Below are 18,891 nucleotides of genomic sequence, written 5' to 3' on the forward strand. Positions count from 1 at the left end.
TGTCGATGTCCGTAAGGCTCCTTCGTCGCCTAACGGACACGGCCCTGCGGGCCGCCCGTTGGATCGCCGCCAGCGCGGGAGGGCCCAGCCTTTTCGCAGCGAAGCGAGAAAAGGCGTTCTTGTCATCCTTCCCCCCAAGCCCCCCATCCCTTCCCCAGCGCGCTTTTATCAGGGGAAAAAGCTGGGACAAGGGGCGTATCGCCCGTCAGGGTAGGCGGAGTATGTATATCTTATTTCATGTGTATATTGAAATAATTAGTAAAATTTGTGTTAACAGGCCCTAGAGCGGATCCGCAGGGAAATCGTGTCCAATTTTCCTGCTGACGCTCTTTCACACTACGAAAAAAGCGTGGTTTTTCCGTGTGTTCGCTTGCGGGTAGTCGCTTTTGCGACGACCAGAGCGATCCCCATTTGCAATGGGGAATTGCTCTAGAGCAATTCCAGTTTGAAACGCTTTGCGTTTCAAACCATACGGCCTGGCGTTTCGCGGAAAAAACGCGGTTTTTCCGCTCACTTTGGGCCGGGCGGCGCTGTGCTGCCGCCTCGCGTTTCACCCTTTTCAAAGGTGAAACGCTCTAATCACGAGCACGGGCGGCGGCCCGTCGTCCGTGTCGTCCGCGCAGGGCCTGCCAGCCTTCCCAGACCAGCACGAGGGAGAGCAGGAGCAGCAGAGCGGCGATGGCGGCCTGCATGCCGGCCACAAAGCCGCCCGTGCCGGCCAGCAGCTTGCCGCCTTGTTCCCGGATGGTCAGCACCAGCGAGGTCAGCGTCACCAGCAGCATGAAGAGCATGGGCAGGAGGAACATGCCGTTGCGGCGGGCGAGATCCTGCAGCCAGCAGGCTACGGCCAGCAGGGCCAGAGCGGCCAGCAGCTGATTGGCCGCGCCGAAGAGGGGCCATATCTTCGCGTAGCCGCCGAAGCCGAGGCTCATGCCCAGCACCACGGTGATGAGCGTGGCCACATATTTGTTGGTGAGCACGGCGCGCCAGCCGCGTACGTCCTTGCCGCTCTGGCCCGGGGCGAGCCAGAGTTCCTGGAACATGTAGCGTCCCAGCCGGGTGGCCGTATCCAGCGAGGTCATGCAGAAGGTGGACACCGCAAGGATGATCAGGCCGTAGGTGGTGCGCCGGGCTTCGGCGCTGTCCAGTCCGACGCTGGCCAGCATCTGCGAAAGACCGTCGGCCAGCACCTGGGTAGGCGTCTGGCTGGTGAAGCTGTTGCCGTTCTGGGTGAAGATGTAGCCTACGGCGATGAGCGAGGCGATGCCCAGCGCGCTTTCGATGAGCATGGAGCCGAAGCCCACGGGCCGGGCGTCGCGTTCGTTGTCGAGCTGTTTGGAAGTGGTGCCGGAGGCCACCAGCGAATGGAAGCCGGAAATGGCCCCGCAGGCCACGGTCACGAAGAGGGCGGGGAAGAGGTATTGCCCGTTGACTTCAAAGCCCGTGAAGGCGGGGAGTTCGATGACCGGGCTGGCGGCCACGATGCCGACGACGGCCGCCAGCATCATGGCGTAGAGCAGGAAGGAGCTGAGATAGTCCCGCGGCTGGAGCAGTATCCAGACCGGGGCCACCGAGGCCAGCAGGATGTAGACGCCGATGAAGATCATCCAGTGGTCATAGCGCAGGTAGAGGGGGAAGCGCAGGCCAAGGGCGATGACGGCCACGATGCCGATGATGCCCAGCACGGTGGCCCGGCCCAGCGGCATTTCCCAGCGGTAGACCAGCAGGCCGAAGAGTACGGCCAGCACCATGAAGAGCAGGGAGATGGAAGCGGTCGCGCCGTTGACTTCGTTGCGGACGAGCGCGCCGCCGCCGTCCGGGGTGAAGCCGTTGTAGGTCCCGGCCACGATGGAAGCAAAGGCCCCCACCACGAGGATGAGCGTCAGAAAGGAAAAGATGACGAACAGACGCTTGGCGCGCAGGCCGATGCTGCCGGCGATGACCTCGCCGATGGAGCGTCCCTTGTTGCGCAGCGAGGCGAAGAGCGCGCCGAAATCATGCACCGCGCCGAAGAAGATGCCGCCGATGACCACCCAGAGGAAGCAGGGCAGCCAGCCGAAGATCGCCGCCTGGATGGGGCCGTTGATAGGCCCGGCCCCGGCGATGGAGGAAAAATGGTGGCCCAGCACCACCGGCGCTTTGGACGGCACATAGTCGATGCCGTCGCGCAGCTCGTGGGCCGGGGTGCGCCGGGAAGGATCGATGCCCCAGACCTTTTCCAGCCATTTCCCGTACAGGCAGTAGCCTGCCGCAAGCAGGGCAAAACCGCCGGCCAGCAGATAAAGCGCGTTCATCGTGGATACTCCGACAAGGCAAAAAGGGGATGCAGGGCCGTCCGCACGAGGGAGAGCAGCGTGCCGCGCGCCGCCGCATTGACGGCATAGAGCGCTTCTCCTCGTTCCGCCATCCCGGGCGGAAGGCGCAGCGCCAGCGCGCGGAAGCGCATCCAGCCGCGCAGGCCCCACCAGAAACTCTTGCTGTACCGGGTGCGCCGTACGGCCCCGGCGGCCCCGGCGTCCAGCTCGTCGCACAGGACAAGGGCGCTCACATAGGAGACCATATGTTCGTCATGCGGGCGTATGCGCTCCCTGCCCCGCGCCAGCGCGTCCTGAAGGATGGCCTGCCACTGCGGGACGTCCAGCCGGGCCGTCCTGTAGAGGAAAAGATGCTCGTGGCTTTCCGCCGCCCAGAGGGTGACCTTTCGGGAGAGCAAGTAGCCCTCGCCGCGCTGGTGGAAGGCGGCGCTGGCGCACAGGGGGCCGTCTCCGTTCTCTTGGCGGACGTCAAAACCGGCCCGCTCGCAGGTCAGCAGCAGGGCGGGTAGCGGGTCGCCGCCGGGCCGGCTGGCCGGGGACGGCGGCAGCCGCGCCGGGGAAAGCTCCACCGTTAGATCCCCCCGAATCGCGGGAGCTCCGTCAGGGGCGGCAGATCGTTCAGGGCCAGACAGCGTATGCCCATGTTGCGCATGTCGCGGATGTTGGCCTGCTCCACATCGGGCGACTGGGCCGAGCAGGCGTCGGTCACCACGATGACGTCATAGTCCAGGCTCATGCCGTCCACGGCGGTGCCGCGTACGCAGTTGGGATACTGGGTGCCGGTCACGAGCAGGGTGTCCACGCCCAGACGGCGCAGCAGCATGTCGAGCTCCGTTTGGAAAAAGGCGCTGAAACGCCGTTTGTGGACGATGTACTCTCCCTCTTCCGGCGCCAGGGCAGGCACGATCTGCGCGCCTTCCGTACCGGGCACGCAGACGCCGGGCCCTTCCTGGAAAAGCTCCTGCCGTGATTTTTCCACGTCGCTGCCGTCGCGATTGTGCTGGCGGATGATGTGGATCACGGGCAGCCCCTGCGCCCGCGCCTGCAGCAGCAGACGGCGAATGACGGGGACGCTGGGGGCCGCGCCCCGCACGCAAAGAGGCGCGCCGGGCAGGACGAAATCGTTTTGCATGTCGATGATGAGCAGGGCTGCGCGCATGACGACCTCCGGGATTGCGGAAATGACAGGCCGTCAGCCTATACCCAAGCCGGGCAAAGGACAAGCGGGGCCGGCATGAGCATTTTCCGTCTTTTTCGGTCGTGTGGCGCTGTGCCGCCGCCTCGCGTTTATCTTTTTCAAAGATAAAACGAATAGGCTGTACACACTCCCCTTCCCCCCAAACAAGCAGCGAATAGTGTTGACAGGCTCTAGCGGACAGGCCAGCGGACGGTCAGTTGTCCTTCCACATCGGTGCGGCGCAGCGGGATGCGGCGTTCGGCCAGCCATTCCCGGAGCTTGCGGGCGGGATAGCGGAAACGGTTCATGAAGCCGCAGCTGACCAGCACCTCACGCGGCTGCACCGCTTCGTAAAAGGCGGGCAGGAAGCTTCCGGCGGAGCCGTGGTGCGGCGCGACGAGCACCTCGGCCCGCAAGTCCTGGCCGCTGGCCAGCAATTCGCGCAGGGCGGGCTTCTCCGCATCGCCGGGCAGCAGCAGGAGGCCGTGTCCGTGCCGGGTAAGGCGCAGCACCAGGGAGGCGTCGTTGCCTGTCCATCGTTCTGGCTCGGTGCACGGCGGATGCAGCACCTCCAGCACGAGGCCGTCCTCGGGATCGCCCAGCGGCAGGCGGTCGCCGCGGGCCAGCGGACGGGCGGCAAGCTGTTGCCGCAGCGCATTCCAGCCATCCGCCTGTCCGCCTCTGGCGGGGCGGCCGTTGTCGTAAAATCGCTCCACGCGGAAGTGGCGCAGGATGAAGGGCAGGCCGCCCATGTGGTCGAGGTCGGGATGGCTGTTGATGACGGCATGCAGGCGGGGCAGGGCCGTATACAGCAGGATGGGGGCCACAAGTTGCTTCCCGGCATCGAAATGGGCGGAAAAGGAGCCCGCGCCGTCGATGAGCAGACGCAGGGGCGCATCCCCGGCATGCGGGCCGGGCACGCGCAGTACGACGGCCTGCGCCTGCCCCACATCCAGCACGTCCACACGGATCTCCGGAAAGAGCCGCGCCGCAAGCGGCGGCAGCAGACTGCCCGCCAGCAGGAGCAGACCGGCCGTCAGCAGACGGCCCGTACCGTGCAGCCGGAGGCGGCCTTTCGCGTGGGAAAGGATGCGGGCCAGCGCCGTCATGCAGAGCAGCATGCCCGGTATGGCAGCCCAGTGCGGACGGGGCAGGAGGGGAGGAGACAGCAGCCCCTGCGCGGCCAGAACGTCCAGTCCGTCCAGCAGCCACTGGGCCGGCAGGGCGGCCAGGGAGAGCAGCGCGTGCGCCACGCCGGTCAGCCCGCACAGGGAAAGTACAAGGCCGCAGGCTGCGGCGGGCAGGACAAAACAGCCCAGGACCGGCAGCCAGAGCAGATTGAGGAAAAACCAGTGTCCGGCATTGCCGAACAGGAGGACATTGAGCGGCAGCAGCACGAGCTGGATGGCAAAGGAGAGGAAGAACAGCTGGGCCGCCCGGTGGAACAGGCGGCGGCCGAGGGCGCGACAGCGGGCGGGCCGGTCGCAGGCAGACGGAGCATCGTCCGTCTCGTGCGGGGCGGGCAGCAGACGCCGCATGACCGGCAGGGCCAGACCGATGGCCAGCAGGCAGAGGACGGAGAGCTGCAGGCCCGTATCGAATACGGCCGTGGGGGAGACGAGGCAGATGCCCGTCAGAGCCGCCAGCAGACAGTCCAATGTGGTATGCGGCAGATAGGGCGCCAGCCGGGCGAAGGGGCCGGCCGTGCGTCCGGTGAGGAAGAGCAGGCTCAGGGTCAGGCAGAAGAGCATGCAGGCGGCCCGCACGAGGGAGGGCGGCGCGTTGCCCAGCCAGAGGTAGAGCAGAGCCGGCGGACAGGAGGCCAGCAGGGAAAGGCTGAGCCGGGGCCGCAGCAGATAGAGGGACGGGCGAAGGCGGGCTGCCGCCAGCACGCAACCGAGCCCCAGCAGGCCGGCCAGCGCCAGATGCTGCCCGGAAAGGGCGAGACTGTGCAGCAGGCTGGCCGCGGCGAGGTCGTCGAGCGTATCGCGGCTGAGGTACGGCCGGTCGCCGAACAGCAGAGCCGGCAGAGCGGCCTGCCCCTGCCGGGCGGCAAGCCAGGCGGTCTGTTCCGCCGGGTCGCCGGCCCGGAGCGACGGCGGCAGCAGGGCCAGCACAAACGTGTCCAGCGCCGCCTGCCGCCAGCGTCCCGAGCGGGAACCGTCGCCCTCAAGCCTGACGTCGGCCCGTTCTCCCCGGCTCCACAATCGCCAGTGCACGCCCTGGGCGCGCCACCAGAGGCTCCAGTCCTGCATGCCCTCGTTCCGCTGGCCGTGCACGGGACGCAGGGGCGCGCGCAGGCAGACCGTCTGTCCGGCAAGGGGTCGTTGCGCAGGCTCGTCCCAGGTCCAGGCCACAAGGCCCGGCAGGGGCGCGGCCTCGGGGGAACCTTCGGGCCGCACGTCCTCGAGCAGCAGGCGCAGCCGGTCATCCGGCAGGCCGTTCACGCTGCGGATATGACCGCACAGGCGGGGCCGGTCCCGCGCCGGGGCATCGGCCAGGGCGGCCGTGTGCCATGCGGGGGCGGGCGGCGGCGTCAGGTGCTGCCGGGCAGGCAGCCAGCCCGCGGCAAAAAGCAGGAGGGCAAGCAGGGTCCGGGCCGGATGACGCCACGGGCAAAGGCGCGGATCAAGCCCGAGGAGGACGGCAAGCAGGAGGAGGCAGGGCGGAGGCCATGCCCCTGCCAGCAGTCCCAGCAGCCAGCAGAGCGCGTATGTCTGGCGGACGGGGGGCGCCGGCAGCGGCGGACGGCGCATGGCGGTCAGGCAAGTTCGCGGGCGGCGTCCCGCTCTTCGGCGCGGCGCTTGAGGCTCTCCCGGTGGTCAAAGAGCTTTTTGCCGCGGCCAAGGGCGATCTCCATCTTGATCTTGCCGTGCTTGAAGTAGAGGCTCACCGGCACGACCGTAAGACCTTTCTGTTCCACGCGGGCGGCATACTGCCGGATTTCGGCGGCATGCATGAGCAGGCGGCGCGGCCGGTCCGGGTCCTGCGGCACATAGCCCGCATTGGCGTAGGGGGCGATATGCAGGGAGAGCACGAAGGCCTCGCCGTCGCGGAAGTCCACATAGCTGTCCAGAAAGTTCACGCGTCCGGCGCGCAGGCTCTTCACCTCCGGCCCGGTGAGGCTGAGGCCCACTTCCAGGAAGTCGGAGAGTTCGTAAAGGTGCCGTGCCTTCTTGTTGACGGCGATGGAGGCGGGGGAGGTCTTCTTGCTCATGGGCGGCTCTCGGTAAGGATGCTTGTGGTATGAAAGGAGAGTTCCGGGCCGAGAACGGCCTGCAGGCGCTCGCGCAGGATGCGCTGCGAGACGGAGACGTCCGTGCTCATGAGGACGCTGTGCGCGAGCTCGTCGCAGAAACGCGCGTCCAGACGGCGGATCATGTGCTTCATGCCGGAGATGAAGCGCGGCGATGCGGAGACCGAGTCCACGCCCATGCCCAGCAGGATGGCCAGGCCGTAGGGGTCGGCCGCCAGTTCGCCGCAGACGGACACGCCGATGCCCTCGCGGTGGGCGGCGTCGATGACGCGCTTGAGGGAGCGGACCACGGCCGGGTGCAGGGCTTCGGCCAGATGGGCCACATGGGCGTTGTTGCGGTCGATGGCGATGAGGTAGTGGATGAGGTCGTTGGTGCCGATGCTGAAAAAGTCGCACTCCCGGGCCAGGGTGTCCGCGATGAGCACGGCGGAAGGCGTTTCCACCATGATGCCCAGCGGCAGCTTGTCCGCGTGGGGCAGGCCTTCGGCCTGCAACTGCTGGTGCAGCTCCTGCATGATGCGGCGCACGGCAAGGATCTCCTCCCGACCGGAGATCATGGGCAGCATGATGGCGATGTTGCCCGTCACCCCCGCCCGCATGAGCGCCCGCAGCTGGGTGCGGAAGATGCCCTGGTGGCGCAGGCAGAAGCGGATGCCCCGCAGGCCCAGGGCGGGATTGGGTTCGCGCAGGGCCTCCTGCGCGGGCAGCATCTTGTCCGCGCCGCAGTCCAGCGTGCGGAAGACCACCCGCTCGGGCGCGATCTTGCGCGCCACGCCCAGATATTCCGTGAAAAGGGCTTCCTCGTCGGGCAGGTCTTCCCGCAGGAAGGAGAATTCGGTACGGTACAGGCCGACCCCGTCCGCCCCGGTGGCCGCCAGTTCGTCCACCTCTTCGGGCCGTTCCAGATTGGCCTGCACGGCGGTCCGCACGCCGTCGGTCATCTCGGCGGGCCAGCGGGCCTCCTTGCGGGTGCGTTCCTCCCAGGCGCGGTATTCGGCGCGGCGGCTCTCATACTGCTTGACGTCCTTTTCGTCGGGATCGAGCAGGATGCAGCCCTTGAGGCCGTCCACGATGACGCGATCCCCGTGCAGGGCGGTATTGAGCAGGCCGGTCACGCCCACCAGGGCCGGGATGTGCAGGCCGCGCGAGAGGATGGCCGTGTGGGAGGTGGGGCCGCCCTCGGCCGTGACCACGGCCTGTATGCCCTTGAAGTCCATCTCCATGACGTCGGCCGGAGAGAGGTCCTCGGCGGCCAGTATGGCGGCCTCCATCTCTTCGGTCTCCGTGCCGGCAAGGCAGGCCCGCAGGCGCAGCCCCACGGCCCGGATGTCCTGCGCGCGGTCCCGCAGGTAGGGATTGTCCATGCGGCGGAAGATGTCGCACAGCTCTTCCACCGTGTTCTCCAGCGCCCAGGAGGCGCAGATCAGGTCTTTTTCGATGGCCTTGCCGGCCTTGTCCAGCAGTTTGGGGTCGCGGGCAAGCTCGATCTGGGCGGCGATGACCTCCCGGTATTCGGCCATGTCCTCGGGCACCTTGTCCATGGCTTCGCGCAGGGCCTCGCGCACGCTGGAGGCCGCATCGCGCAGCATGGACTGCTCCTTGGCGATCTCGCGCGGGCTGATGCGGCGGCGTTCGATGAGTCGGGTATTATGCTTGAAGCGCAGTTCGCCGATGGCGATGCCGGGAGAGACCGGGGTTCCGAAAAGGAGAGCGCGCGGCATGATCAGTCTCGCAAGCCGTCAAGGCAGCTGGCCAGGGCTTCCAGCGCCTGCCGGGCATCGTCCCCGCTGGCCAGCAGGGTGATGCGGGACTCTTCCGGCAGGGCCAGGGAAAGGATGTCCAGCATGCTTTTGGCATCGGCGCTGGCGTCGTCGCTGCGCAGGCTGATATCGGACGTGAAGCGCTGGGCCTCCTGCGCCAGTCTGGCCGCGGGCCGGGCATGCAGTCCCCCCCGCAGGCGCAGGGTAAGGGGAAGGACAAGGCCTTCCGGGGTTTCCTCGATGCTCATGCTCATGGTGTCACCGTCCTGTGGCGTCCTCCTCGCAGGAGGGGCAACCGTATCTTATACGCCCAAAAGGCGTTCGTCCATGAAAATCAGCGTGCAGAGCAACGCCAGCCAGAGAATGATGCGCGGCAGCCGCCAGCGGCCCACGATCCAGGCGGCGGCCAGGACCGCCGTAACGCTCAGTATGCCGAAATCCCACGGCGAGAGCGGCGCCTCCCGCGGGGCGAGCTGCCAGAGGATGACCGCGATGAGGACCGCGTTGCAGAACTTGATGCGCCCCGCCCAGTTGATGAGATCGAGCCGCTTGAGCCCCGCAAGGCCCGCCATGCCGTGATTGAGGGCATAGAAGAAGGAACAGCAGCGGAAGGCCAGCAGCGCCAGGAAGAGCAGGACGGTCGTCAGCAGGGCCAGCGTGATGCAGTCCCCCACCAGCAGGGCCACGCAGAGCAGGGACCAGCAGGGCAAGAGCGCGCCCTCGAAAAAGCCGTCGCCGATGGCCGAAAGCGTGCTGCCCAGGGTCTGCCGCACCACCGGTACCGTGGAGCCGGGCAGGGCGCCGGCCGCGATGAGGTTTTCCAGCGAAAGGACCGTCCCCACATAGAAAGGCAGCATATAGGGATGGGTATTGCTGTGCACCAGGTAGCGGGACATGGCCTCCGCGCGCTTCTCCTGATCGGGGTAGAGGTGGCGCAGGGCGGGCTCCAGCACATAGAGCTGTCCCACAAGCTGCATGCCGCGGGCCGTGACGCCTGCGTTGACAAGCAGGGTCCGGGCAAGGCAGGCAAGGGCGGTTCGTCTGGGCAGCATGGCTTCTCCGGCAGCCGGGCGGCGGATGGCGGCAGGCGGGCATGTCCCGTCCCCGCATGCGGGCCGTAGGGTTCGTTTTGAGGAAATCGATGTCTGTCGCCATGAAAGGGGCGAGCGCTCCGCCGGGGGGCTGATCCCGCCGGGCGCGGTCCACGCCTCTCTGACGGCGCTGTGGCCCTTGCGGGCATGACCGGCGGCGCGTGCAGGCCCCCCTGAGAGGGCTTGCCCTGCGCTCACGCGCCCTGATCGTCTCCGGCGCCGCCGTCCGTCAGCAGCTCGTAAAGCTCCTTGACGCTCCAGCCCGGCAGCAGGCCATGCGCCTGCCGGGCCAGCTCCTTCGGACGAAGCCGCCGTCCGGCCGCATCGGCCAGACGCCGCAGGCAGGCACGGGCCTCTTCCGGGGCGGCGCGGAGCTCGTCTTCCGGCGGGCCGAGGATGACCGTCACCTCGCCCAGCAGATCGGCGGCAAGCTCGCCGTGATTTTCCAGCCGGAAAAGTATAAATTCCTCGTGCGTCTTGGTCAATTCCCGGCAAATGGCCGCCTCGCGCGGGCCCAGCAGGGCGGCCGCCACGGCAAGGCTGGCCTGCAGTCTGTCCTTGCGCTCAAAAAACACCAGCGATCCCGGGGTACGGGCAAAGGCGGCGAGGGTCTGGCGGCGGCCCGCATCGTCCCGGGGCAAGAAGCCCAGGAAGGTATAGGGCAGGGGCGGCAGACCGGCCGCGCTCAGGGCCGCCACGGGCGCGGACGGCCCGGGCACGGGCGAAACGGCGATGCCTTCGGCCCGGCAGGCCCGCACCAGCCGGTAGCCGGGATCGGCCACCAGCGGCGTGCCCGCGTCGGAGACAAGCGCCAGCTCCGCCCCCTCGCGCAGCCGCCGCAGGGCGTCTTCCTGCCGGGTCTGCTCGTTGCGGTCATGGAAGCTCACCAGCCGCCGCGCCGTCAGGCCGCACTGGCTGAACAGCAGGCCCGTACGGCGCGTGTCTTCGCAGAGCACGGCGTCCGCGCGCTGCACGATCTCCCGCGCGCGGGGAGAAAAGTCACCAGGGTTGCCAAGAGGCGTGGCCACGATCCACAGCCGTCCCGGGCTCGTCGAGGGCAAAGGCATGGGGGATATGCTCCAGATGCAGAGAGTTCGGCCCGCAGGCCGTTACGGTCACCACGTCAAAGCGGCAGGGGCTGGACCAGTCTTCTTCCGCCGCCAGCCAGGCCCGTGCGGCCCGCACGAGAGTATGACGCTTGCGCGGCGTCATGGCTTCGTCAGGCCGGGTCAGGCCGTCGCCGCTGCGGCTCTTGACCTCCACAAAGACCAGCGTGTCGCCGTCCCGGCAGACGATATCCAGCTCCAGTCTGCCTTGCCGCCAGTTCCGGGCCAGGATGACGAACCCCTTGGACGCCAGCAGGCGGGCGGCGGCCTCCTCGCCCTGCCGTCCCAGGCGGGCGCGTCCGGCGGCCACGGTCTCCGAAGAAGCGGCGGGCGCTGCCGGGTCAGGCGCGGTCAGCCGGCGGCACAGGCGGTGCAGCAGGGCCTTCATGGTCGCGGCGGCTCCTGTCCGCCGTCTTTTTCCGGCAGCGCTGCGGCAGCGCCGGCCGGGGACGGCGCGTCAGCGGGCGCGGCAGGGGCGGCTTCCGCCGCGCGCCGGGCGGCCATGCGGGCTTCACAGGCGTCCAGCAGTTCTTCCAGCGGCACGGCCACGCCGTCCCACGGGGGCAGCGGTTCGCGCCCGTCAAAGGCAAATTCGTTTTCCGTGAATTCGCTGTCCGAAAATTCGTGAGAGAGGCGAGGACGCGCCACGGCGCGCGGCCGCCGCAGCAGACGGCCCAGACCGCCGAAGATGCCGCCGGGGCGGGGTGCGCCGGGCCTCACAGCAGGCTCCCCTGTACGGCGGCCTGTCCCGACCGTCCGGCATCAGCCGCGTCCGGCAGGACGCCGCGAAAGGTCAGGCGGTGCAGCGGGCAGGGGCCGTGCGCCCGCAGGGCGGCGTAATGATCGGCCGTGCCGTAGCCCTTGTGCCGGGCAAAACCGTAGAGCGGCCAGCGCCGGTCCAGCGCGGTCATGAGCTTGTCCCGCTGGGTCTTGGCCAGGATGGAGGCCGCCGAGATGGCCGCTTCCGTGGCGTCGCCATGCACGATGGCCCGCTGCCGGGGCAGGCCGGAGGGCGCAAACCCCTGTCTGGACAGGGCATGGCGCAGCACTTCCGGGGGAAGGGTCTTGTTGCCGTCGATGAGCAGCAGTTCCGGCAGGGCACGATGACGCCCCAGGCAGGCCACGGCGCGAGACATGGCCTCGAAGGTGGCTTGCAGGATGTTGATGCCGTCGATGCGGCGCGGCCAGACCATGCCCAGTCCCCAGGCCAGCGCCGTACGGCGGATGAGCGGGGCCAGCGCATCGCGCTGCCGTTCGCTGAGCGCCTTGGAGTCGTCCAGGCCCGGCAGGGAGGCGCTTTCCGGCAGGATGACGGCCGCCGCCACCACAGGCCCGGCCAGACAGCCGCGCCCGGCTTCATCCACCCCGGCGGTGACGGCTGCCGCCGGCGGGGATGCGGTCAGCCCCGGCAGCAGGCCCGACAGCGGGGCCGAGGCCGGACGATCCGCCGGATGGCCAGGTACGCCGGAGGTCGCGGGATGGGGGGCATCAGTGCGGGGCATGCGGTGTTCTCCCTGACGGACGCGGCATAGAGCCTTTTCCGTTTGAACCGCTTTGCGTTTCAAACCATGCAGTCTGGCGTTTCGCGAAAAAAACGCGGTTTTTCCGCCTGGTGTCGGCTTGGCGGTTCTGTGCCGCCGCCTCGCATTTTGCCATTTTCAAAAGCAAAATGCGTTAAAAAGCGCCTGCGGCTGCCTGTGCGGGGCACGACGGCAACGCTCCGGCCTCTGACGGAAACCTGTTCGTACAAGAGCCGGCGAAAAAAGGAAGACTCCTCTCCGGCGCAAACACAAGAACCTCACCCGGTCTTCCGCGGCGGAAATCCGGGTGAGGTGGATGGTCGGCATCTCCCGAAACGGGAAGCGTCCGCGATCAGAAGCGGCCGCGGGGCTTGATGCGGGCCGCCTTGCCCTTGAGGGCGCGCAGGTAGTACAGGCGGCTGCGGCGCACGCGGCCCTGCGTGACCACTTCCACATGGTCGATGAAGGGGGAGTGCAGGGGGAAGATGCGTTCCACGCCCACGCCGTCGGACACTTTGCGCACCGTGAAGGTCGCGCCGGTGGTGCCGCGCTGCAGACGGATCACATTGCCCTGGAACACCTGGATGCGTTCCTTTTCGCCTTCGACGATACGCAGGTGCACCTTGACCGTGTCGCCGGAGCGAAACGCGGGCATATCCATGCGCATATTTTCCATTTCGATCTTCTTGATGATATCCATGCCTCTACTCCTTAGATATCCGCAGCCGCGCCGGCCGCCGGTAAAAAACTGAGGGCTAGTCGTAGTCGCCCAGAATCCTGTCGGCCAGTATGGCGGCCGCGCTTCGCACCGAAAGGTGGTTGTCGCTCAAAAAACGCACGGGGCGCACCATGCCGTCACTGCGGGCCAGCACTTCAGGGGCCAGACCGCGCGCCGTCCCCAGACAGAGCATGACCGGGCCGCGGCGGCAGAGGTCGAGCACCTGACGCGGGGTCAGCAGGGGGAGGCGGCTTTTTTTGTCCGGCCAGGCTGCCGAGCTCGTCAGCAGCAGCGGCCGTATGCCGCATTCCTCTTCCCGCTGGTGCAGGGCCTCGTCCAGCGAGGCGGCAGGCCGCACCATGTCCAGGGCACGCGCCCTGTCGCTATGGCATTTGCGCCCCTGTTCGTCCGTCCAGTGGCGCAGGATGGCCCGCAGCAGCTCCCGCTGTTCCTCCAGCGGCGTGACCGCAAAGAACGGTCCCATTGCATAGCTGCGCGAAATCCGGGCTATATCGTGAATGTCCAGATTTGTCAAAGAAGAAGTTCCGGAATTTTTCGCATCCAGCATGACCGGATGATGCAGCAGGCAGAAGGAGAGGTTGCGTCCGGCCCGCTCGCGCGGCAACCTGCCCAGAAAGGCCGCATCCTCGCGGGTCAGCGACGCTTCCGCCAGCAGGTCGGGACGCTGGCGCAGAGTGGCCTTCAGGGATTCCTCACGCCGCCAGCGGGCGATGCGGACGTGATCCCCGCTGCGCAGCACCTCCGGCACGCTCAGGCCTTCCAGCATCTCCGGGCGGGTATAGTGCGGGTACTCCAGCAGCCCGTGGGAAAAGCTCTCGTCCTCGCCGGATTCCTCCTTGCCCATATACCCGGGCATGAGGCGGGCAACAGCTTCCAGCACGGCCAGCGCCGCGCACTCCCCGCCGTTGAGCACGGCCTCGCCCACGCTGACCGCCTCAAGGGGAAAAAGTTCGTTCAGGCGGGCATCCAGCCCTTCGTAACGGCCGCAAATAAGGGTGATGTCCTCTTCCCGCGCCAGTTCCCGCGCCAGCGCCTGCGTAAGGGGCCGTCCCCCCGGCGACATGAGCAGCAGACGCCCCGGCGAGGGGATGGAGCGCAGCGCGGCGGCCACAGGCTCGCCCTGCATGACCATGCCGGGACCGCCGCCATAGGGGCGGTCGTCCACATGGCGGTGCTTGTCCGTACTGAAATCGCGCGGATCATGCAGGGTACAGGTCACGAGCCCCGCCTGACGGGCGCGGCCCATGAGCCCGGCCTCCAGCGGCGAGCGGAAAAATTCGGGAAAGAGCGTCACGAGATGGAAGCGCGGCATGCGCGCAGAGTGCCGCAAATACGCTCCGCTGGCAAGGGGGCGCAGCCGATTAGCGAAGATCCCGGCTTGCGTGGGGCCGCCCCAGACAGGCCGTCGGGATGATGCGGAAAATGGGCCGCAGCGGTCGCGTGCCTGTCAGGGCGAGCCAGTGCCCCGGAACAGGCAGCGTCCGCCAGAAAAACGTTCGTTCCCGCCAGTACAGAGCGCCCCGGCGCTGACCGTGGCGGCCGCAGGGGATGCGGTCGGGCGGACAGTCCAGCCCCGTACCTGCCGCCTTGGCGAGGCTTTCCTTGAGCGTCCAGCAGCGCAGGGCTTCCGCGGCGGGCAGGGGAACGCCTCGTCCCCGTCCGTCAGGCGCGAAGGCCGTTTCCGCTGGCGGCGGGCTGGACAGGCTTTCGGCATCCAGCCCAAGGCAGGCGTTTTCGCCCGCAGCGGGCAGCAGGGCGGCAAAGGCCGCCTGTTCGCTGTGGCTGAAGGAAACGGCTCCCCCCGGCAAGCAGGGAAGGCCGTTGCTCCGGCGCTGGAGCTGCGGCAGCCAGATGCCCGGATCCGCCCCGGCGCCCGTCAGGCAGGCGGCCAGCGCCAGCCGTGACAGCCAGCGCGAGCAGGCGGCCCGCGTCCGCCGGAAAGCCGCAAGATGCGCACGCTGGGCGGACGAGAGCAGCGGGGAAAGCTCCGCCGACAGCATGACCGTCAGTTCCCGGCAGGCGCTGTCCGTCGCGGGCAGCGGGCAGCAGACGATGTGGACGGTCACCTCCGCGTCGGGAGCGCGGGCAGGCAAGAGGGGAGCGGTGTGGACGGTCGGCTGGGGGGAGGGGACCCCCCTCGCCTCGCGCGGGAGGGGGTTCCCTTCCCCCCAGGCCCCCCACCCTTCCCCCAGCGCGCTTTTCTCGGGAGAAGACAAGGCGGTGGGTGAGGCAGCCGCTTTCTCTCGGCCGCGTACCTCCGGGGGCAGGAAAGACAAAAGCTGAGAAGAAAGTGTTTTGATCATCAGGCAGTATTTACCATGTCATCCGTTTGGGGGAATGGTTTGTCTGCAGCTTACGCATTATTTCAAATGGATAACACATCATGGCGCACAGTTTTTGAGCCGCATGGCATATTTCGCGGCGTGCTCATTTCCCCGATAAGAGCGCGCTGGGGAAGGGATGGGGGGCTTGGGGGGAAGGATGACGAGAACGCCTTTTCTCGCTTCGCAGCGAAAAGGCTGGGCCCTCCCGCGCCGGCGGCGACCGAAAAGGCGGACGCAGGCCGTGTCCGTTAGGGGTGTTAACAGGAATTTTATAAAAGCTGTGCGTACTCCGCGTGTTTTGGGGGAATGGGTTTGCCTCGTGTTCCTGACTCTTCCTCTGGTAAAAGCGCGCTGGGGAAGGGATGGGGGGCTTGGGGGGAAGGGGAACCCCTCCCGCGCTGGCGGCGATCCAACGGGCGGCCCGGAGGGCCGTGTCCGTTAGGCGACGAAGGAGCCTTACGGACATCGACAGCAGAGCGAGGGGTTCCCCTTCCCCCCAAAAGTAAAAGAGAGCGTCAGCAGGTTCCGCTCTCGTCCTGTGCCCTCAGTTTTTCGCGCAGGCGTTGCAGGGCGTTTTCGTGGGCCTGGCGGGAGGCATCGGAAAAGCAGACGAGCCGTATTTCTTGCGGCAGACTGTCCTCCGGGCGTTCGGCCAGGAATTCGGCGATGGTCCGTACGGCCACAGTGGCCGCCATGTCGGCGGGGTAGCCGTAGACGCCTGTGGAGATGGCCGGGAAGGCCACCACCCGGCAGGCGTTGTCCGCCGCCAGCAGCAGGGATGAGCGGTAGGCCGAGGCCAGAAGTTGCGGTTCGCCTTCAAAGCCGCCGTGCCAGACGGGCCCCACCGTATGGATGACGTAGCGTGCGGGCAGGCGAAAGCCGGGGGTGATGCAGGCCCCGCCGGTGGGGCAGCCGCCCAGCGGGCGGCAGGCTTCGAGCAGTTCCGGCCCGGCGGCGGCATGGATGGCCCCGTCCACGCCGCCCCCGCCCAGCAGGCTGCTGTTGGCGGCATTGACGATGGCATCGACGGCTTCACGGGTGATGTCGCCCTGAACGACGTGGATATGGTGCAGGACGTTGCGCATAGGGAGCCTCCTTTTTCCGTGCGGGACGCGTGAGCCCCGGACTGCCGGGACCGTACGCCTTGAGATGGGGGCAGCATAGCGCCGGCAGGCTCGGCCTTCAAGCGTCCTGCCCGAGGGGTATGGGAAGCGGCGCACGGTCGGACGAAAAAGGGAAAGGACGCCGGGGGCGGCGTCCTTTCCGGGGAGTGAGGGAGTCGTGTAGCCCTTATCCGATGAGGAAATTGGCGGCGAAGTAGCCTCCCGTCGCCAGCCAGACGGCGAGGATGCCGGCCAGCAGGAAGGGCTTGGGACCGACCTTGCGCACTTTTTCCAGACTGGTTTCCATGCCGAGGGCGCACATGGCCATGGTCAGGAGGAAGACGTCAAAGGCGTTGATGGCGTTGACCATGCCGGCGGGGATGATGCCCAGCGAGTTGATGCCGATGGTCGCCACGAAGAGCACGGCGAACCAGGGGAAGCTCTTCATATGGGAGGCGTTGCCGTCCGCCGTCTGTTCGCCGTTGCGCATGGCGGCGCGGCGCAGCCAGAAACCGAGGGCGACCAGCAGGGGAGCCAGCATGATCACACGCATCATCTTCACGATGACAGCCGTATTGCCCGCTTCGGGAGAGATGGCCTGACCGGCGGCAACGGCGTGGGCGACTTCATGCAGGGTGGCGCCGGCAAAGGCCCCGTAGACTTCGGCGGACATGGGCAGCAGACCGTGGCTGTACAGCAGGGGGTAGAGGAGCATGGCCAGCGTGCCGAAGACGACCACCGTCCCTACGGCGATGCTGCTTTCATGATTCTCGGCCTTGACCACGGGCTCGACGGCCAGCACGGCGGCCGCGCCGCAGACGGAGCTCCCCGCGGCCGTCAGCAGGGCCAGACGGCGGGGCAGGCGGAACACCTTGATGCCCAGCCACGAGCCCATAAGGAAGGTCGTGCCCAGCATGAAGGCCGCCAGCGCCACGCCCTTGAAGCCCACCTGCGCCAGATCCTGGAAGGTCAGGCGGAAGCCGTAGAGGACGATGGCCAGGCGCAGCAGCGACTTGGAGGAAAAGAGGATGCCCGGCTTGAGGTAGACGGGCATATGCACATGCAGGGTGTTGCCGTAACACATGCCGACCACGATACCCACGATGAGCGGGCTGATGCCGAGAGCGGTGAGGAAGGGCAGATCCACGAGATGGAAGGCAACGCTGGCAAAAAGCGCCACAAAAACCAGTCCGTTGAGCAGCTGCACATTGCGGTCATTGCGGAAAGCCTGTACGACGAATTTCATGGTATCTACCTCTTTGAGCCTGTTGGTGAATGACATGGCCTTGTGGTAGCACCGCGGCGCATCCGGGACAAACGGATTAAATTTTTCAGTTCGACAACTTTTTCTTATTGATCGGGAAAACAGCATGACCCTGCGGCATATCGAGGTATTCCTGGCGCTGGCGCGCAATCCCAACATGCGGGAGGTGGCTGAACTGCTCTGCGTCTCTCAGGCGGCCGTCTCCTCGGCGCTGCGCGGCTTCGAGGATGAGTTGGGCAGCCGCCTCTTCGTGCGCGTGGGGCGGGGACTGGTGCTCAACGAGAAGGGCAAGCTGCTGGAAAAGCGCCTTGCGCCCCTCTATGCCGAGCTCAAGGGCGTGCTGGATCTGACGACTTACGCCACCCTGGCCGGGAGCCTCAAGATCGGCGCGTCCACCACGCTGGCGGACTTCGTGCTGCCGGTCATCCTCTACGACTTCCACAGCAGCCATCCCAATGTCCATATCAGCTGCGAGTCCGGCAATACGCACGACATCCTGCATGGCGTGGAGGCCGGGGTGCTGGACGTGGGATTTGTGGAAGGGCAGGTGCAGAGCCTTGTGCTCAATGTGCGGGCGCTGGCCGAGGAAACGTTGCTCGTGGTGTCCGGCGACAGGGAGAGCGCCGCCGGTCCGCCGGTCTCCATCCATGAGCTCATGCGGCGGCGCTGGCTCCTGCGCGAACAGGGCTCAGGCGCGCGCGAGGCCTTCCTTGCGGCCATCACGCCGCTGGGACTGCGGCCCACGGACTTTCTGGAGTTCAACCACTACGACCCCATCAAGATCCTGCTGCACAAGCCCGGCACGCTGGCCTGCGTCTCGCGGCATATCGTGCGCCGCGAACTGGAGGCCGGCGAGCTTTGGGAAGTGCCGCTGGCCGACATCCGCTTTACCCGTACCTTTTACCGGGTGGAACACAAGGACAGGCAAGCCTCCCCGCTGGTGGAAGTGCTTTCCGACCGTATCCAGGCCTATCTGGAGCAAAAGTAGCGGGATGCGGCGTAAAAAAAGCGTTTTGCCTTTGAAAAAGGGAAAACGCGAGGCGGCGGCACAGCGCCGCCCGGCCCCGACCAAGCGGAAAAAACCGCGTTTTTTCCGCGAAACGTCAGGCCGTATGGTTTGAAACGCGAAGCGTTTCAAACGGAAAATGCTCTAGGGCCTGTTAAGGTCAGGACTCATTATCAGGCAATATGTTCTGACTGAGATATTTTTATAACTTGTTGTAAAATAAATACTTA

At 67.0% G+C, this 18,891-nt stretch carries 18 protein-coding genes; 1 reads left to right on the forward strand and 17 read right to left on the reverse strand.

The genetic code is table 11. The features are described 5' to 3' along the window. Positions 1–575: 575 nt before the first annotated feature. From Q0K12_RS10800 to Q0K12_RS10880, 17 genes are all read right to left on the reverse strand, one after another. On the reverse strand, positions 576–2,294 hold the full coding sequence (locus Q0K12_RS10800) for a carbon starvation protein A (protein WP_297262834.1): 1,719 nt from the start codon (positions 2,292–2,294) through the stop codon (positions 576–578). Then, positions 2,291–2,884: a hypothetical protein gene (locus Q0K12_RS10805; protein ID WP_297262836.1), complete on the reverse strand. Its 594-nt coding sequence runs from the start codon at positions 2,882–2,884 to the stop codon at positions 2,291–2,293. Before Q0K12_RS10805 ends, Q0K12_RS10800 begins: the two co-directional genes overlap by 4 nt. Before the next feature lie 2 nt (positions 2,885–2,886). Continuing rightward, entirely contained in the window at positions 2,887–3,474 is a 588-nt protein-coding gene (locus Q0K12_RS10810; protein ID WP_297262838.1) for an isochorismatase family cysteine hydrolase, read from the reverse strand. A gap of 209 nt (positions 3,475–3,683) precedes the next feature. Then, complete coding sequence (locus Q0K12_RS10815) at positions 3,684–6,248, reverse strand: ComEC/Rec2 family competence protein (protein ID WP_297262840.1); 2,565 nt, start codon at positions 6,246–6,248, stop codon at positions 3,684–3,686. 5 nt (positions 6,249–6,253) lie between these two features. Further along, the gene (smpB, locus tag Q0K12_RS10820) at positions 6,254–6,709 is read right to left on the reverse strand and encodes an SsrA-binding protein SmpB (protein WP_297262842.1); all 456 of its coding nucleotides are present in this window, start codon (positions 6,707–6,709) and stop codon (positions 6,254–6,256) included. Beyond that, positions 6,706–8,469 (reverse strand): phosphoenolpyruvate--protein phosphotransferase, encoded by a 1,764-nt coding sequence (ptsP, locus tag Q0K12_RS10825; protein WP_297262844.1) that lies wholly within the window; start codon positions 8,467–8,469, stop codon positions 6,706–6,708. Before ptsP ends, smpB begins: the two co-directional genes overlap by 4 nt. A 2-nt stretch (positions 8,470–8,471) precedes the next feature. Further along, the gene (locus tag Q0K12_RS10830; RefSeq protein WP_297262846.1) at positions 8,472–8,762 is read right to left on the reverse strand and encodes an HPr family phosphocarrier protein; all 291 of its coding nucleotides are present in this window, start codon (positions 8,760–8,762) and stop codon (positions 8,472–8,474) included. Positions 8,763–8,810: 48 nt separating this feature from the next. After that, entirely contained in the window at positions 8,811–9,560 is a 750-nt protein-coding gene (locus Q0K12_RS10835; protein WP_297262848.1) for a PTS system mannose/fructose/sorbose family transporter subunit IID, read from the reverse strand. 233 nt (positions 9,561–9,793) lie between these two features. Next, on the reverse strand, positions 9,794–10,660 hold the full coding sequence (gene rsmI, locus Q0K12_RS10840) for a 16S rRNA (cytidine(1402)-2'-O)-methyltransferase (protein WP_297262866.1): 867 nt from the start codon (positions 10,658–10,660) through the stop codon (positions 9,794–9,796). Then, positions 10,599–11,093: a YraN family protein gene (locus tag Q0K12_RS10845; protein ID WP_297262850.1), complete on the reverse strand. Its 495-nt coding sequence runs from the start codon at positions 11,091–11,093 to the stop codon at positions 10,599–10,601. Before Q0K12_RS10845 ends, rsmI begins: the two co-directional genes overlap by 62 nt. Continuing rightward, positions 11,090–11,425: a hypothetical protein gene (locus tag Q0K12_RS10850; protein ID WP_297262852.1), complete on the reverse strand. Its 336-nt coding sequence runs from the start codon at positions 11,423–11,425 to the stop codon at positions 11,090–11,092. The genes Q0K12_RS10845 and Q0K12_RS10850 overlap by 4 nt, the downstream gene beginning before the upstream one ends. Continuing rightward, positions 11,422–12,207, reverse strand: coding sequence for a ribonuclease HII (locus tag Q0K12_RS10855; RefSeq protein WP_297262854.1), 786 nt, complete (start codon positions 12,205–12,207; stop codon positions 11,422–11,424). The genes Q0K12_RS10850 and Q0K12_RS10855 overlap by 4 nt, the downstream gene beginning before the upstream one ends. 370 nt (positions 12,208–12,577) lie before the next feature. Next, positions 12,578–12,925, reverse strand: coding sequence for a 50S ribosomal protein L19 (gene rplS / locus Q0K12_RS10860; protein WP_297262856.1), 348 nt, complete (start codon positions 12,923–12,925; stop codon positions 12,578–12,580). Between the two features lie 55 nt (positions 12,926–12,980). Then, entirely contained in the window at positions 12,981–14,276 is a 1,296-nt protein-coding gene (gene trmD / locus Q0K12_RS10865; RefSeq protein ID WP_297262868.1) for a tRNA (guanosine(37)-N1)-methyltransferase TrmD, read from the reverse strand. A gap of 49 nt (positions 14,277–14,325) precedes the next feature. Then, positions 14,326–15,030: a 4'-phosphopantetheinyl transferase superfamily protein gene (locus Q0K12_RS10870; RefSeq protein ID WP_297262858.1), complete on the reverse strand. Its 705-nt coding sequence runs from the start codon at positions 15,028–15,030 to the stop codon at positions 14,326–14,328. Positions 15,031–15,803: 773 nt separating this feature from the next. Then, positions 15,804–16,373 (reverse strand): O-acetyl-ADP-ribose deacetylase, encoded by a 570-nt coding sequence (locus Q0K12_RS10875; RefSeq protein WP_297262860.1) that lies wholly within the window; start codon positions 16,371–16,373, stop codon positions 15,804–15,806. Positions 16,374–16,578: 205 nt separating this feature from the next. Then, positions 16,579–17,637 carry a YeiH family protein gene (locus tag Q0K12_RS10880; RefSeq protein WP_297262862.1) on the reverse strand — a complete coding sequence of 353 codons (1,059 nt, stop codon included), beginning with the start codon at positions 17,635–17,637 and terminating at the stop codon, positions 16,579–16,581. A gap of 124 nt (positions 17,638–17,761) precedes the next feature. Here Q0K12_RS10880 and Q0K12_RS10885 point away from each other — a divergent pair, with 124 nt between their 5' ends. Then, complete coding sequence (locus Q0K12_RS10885; protein WP_297262864.1) at positions 17,762–18,643, forward strand: LysR family transcriptional regulator; 882 nt, start codon at positions 17,762–17,764, stop codon at positions 18,641–18,643. Positions 18,644–18,891: the final 248 nt, after the last annotated feature.

This window comes from uncultured Desulfovibrio sp. (genome assembly GCF_944324525.1).
Lineage (GTDB): Bacteria > Desulfobacterota > Desulfovibrionia > Desulfovibrionales > Desulfovibrionaceae > Desulfovibrio.